Annotated in this window: 3 protein-coding genes; all 3 read right to left on the minus strand. The window is 62.1% G+C overall.

The window, feature by feature from the left end:
- The coding region (locus U1769_RS24890) for an EexN family lipoprotein (RefSeq protein ID WP_332720850.1) at positions 1–204 on the minus strand (204 nt) is incomplete at its 3' end.
- Complete coding sequence (locus U1769_RS24895; RefSeq protein WP_332720851.1) at positions 201–917, minus strand: TrbJ/VirB5 family protein; 717 nt, start codon at positions 915–917, stop codon at positions 201–203. The genes U1769_RS24895 and U1769_RS24890, both read right to left, overlap by 4 nt.
- A gap of 4 nt (positions 918–921) precedes the next feature.
- Positions 922–1,531: TraG/VirB4 family ATPase (locus U1769_RS24900; RefSeq protein ID WP_443030455.1), on the minus strand; the 610-nt coding region annotated here is incomplete at its 5' end.

The raw sequence follows: 1,531 nt of genomic DNA on the forward strand, positions 1-1,531 counted from the left end.
CGAGCGGTCGAGTTTGTCCGCGTTCTCGATCGCCTTTGCGTTGCTGCACTCCTGCGCGTCGGTATGGGTGCCGTCCGCGCACGCCGCGAGAATCTGCGACCTGAGCTTAGGATCGGACTTCAATTCCGCCTTGCCGGCGGGCTGTCCGCAGCCGGCGACAAGGATCGTTAGCAGGATCGCGCCAGCGCTGGCGGCATGCTTCATGGCCGGCTACCCAGGCTCTGTTCGAGCTTTGCCAGGCCAGCCTCGCCTTCGCGCTGGGAGCGGAGCCGCGCTTCGGCCGCCTGCCGCATTTGGAGCGCCTGCAACTGCACCGCGTCATTCTGGATGTGCGCGTTTTCGACCCCGATCCGGGCCTGGATATCCATCACGTCCTTGGCGTCCGATGCCGTGTCGAGCGAGGATCGAAGCTCCTCCAGACCCGCTGTTCGCTTGGTAGTCACACCATAGGCCGCTTCGGCGATCGCCGCGTCGCGCGCTGCCATGTCCCCGTTGCGCGAGATGGCATCGCGGTTCGTACGCTCGAAGGCGGTGGCATCGGGGCGAAGGTCGGGCAATGCAACGCGGTTGCTGCTGCGGATCCGATCTGCTGCCGATCCGAGGCTGCCGAGCCCAGCCATGTCCGAGGACATCAGGCGCTGGATGTCGCGCGCCTCACTCGGGAGGAGATGGCGCACCGCGTCGGTGTTCAGCGACGAGGCGATTTGGTTGACGTTCGTCAGCTTGTTGACGCTGTCGAACATATCGGTCGCTTGGGAGATCTGCTGTTTGCCCTGCTCTATCATCGCAAGCGTGTTCTTCACCGTCGACAGCGTCTGCAGGAACGTGCTGGAGTCATAGACCGGGATACCCTGTGCATGAGCCGGCACCGAAGCTGCCAGTCCGCTGGCGACCGCCAGGACTCGAATTGCTCTCATGATTTTATCCTTTCCTTCGGGTGGTAGCTCGACGACGCTCGTGGAAGATGGGCAACCACAGGGCGGGGTCGTCGCCGTGCTCGCGCCGGACCTGGTCGAGGATGCCGACAGTTTCCGTAGTGCCTGAAAGGACCGCGAGCTCGTTCGAGAGCCCGCCAAGATCGAGTTCGACGACGATGGAATCGTGACCCTGCTTGACAAGAAAGCGGCGGCTCTCCGGTATAAGATCGTTCCTGATCAGCTTGAATTCAGCGCGGGTGAGGCCGAGGCCGTCGATATAGTCGACCTCGCGGCCGTGAGGGTTCGGCAGGAGGATCTTGGTGGCCACCTGTTCCATGATGCTGTGCGAAATGTCGGATCTCAGCGCGTCGGCCGGGCTTTGCGTGCCGAATACCAAAAAGGCATTCTGCTTTCGGTAGGTTTTAAGACCATCCTGCGCGAAAGCGCGAAACGCATCGTCGCCAAGCGCCTTCCAGAATTCATCAATGTCGATAACCAGGCGCCGGCCGTCGAGCAGCGCGTCGATGCGGTGGAACATGTACATCATGAGCGGGGTGCGGATCTCGGGATTGTCGAGAAAGTCCGTCATGTCGAAGCCGATGAACCGAGCTTCG

This window comes from Parasphingomonas zepuensis, assembly GCF_036663735.1.
In the GTDB taxonomy this organism is placed as follows: Bacteria; Pseudomonadota; Alphaproteobacteria; order Sphingomonadales; family Sphingomonadaceae; genus Sphingomonas.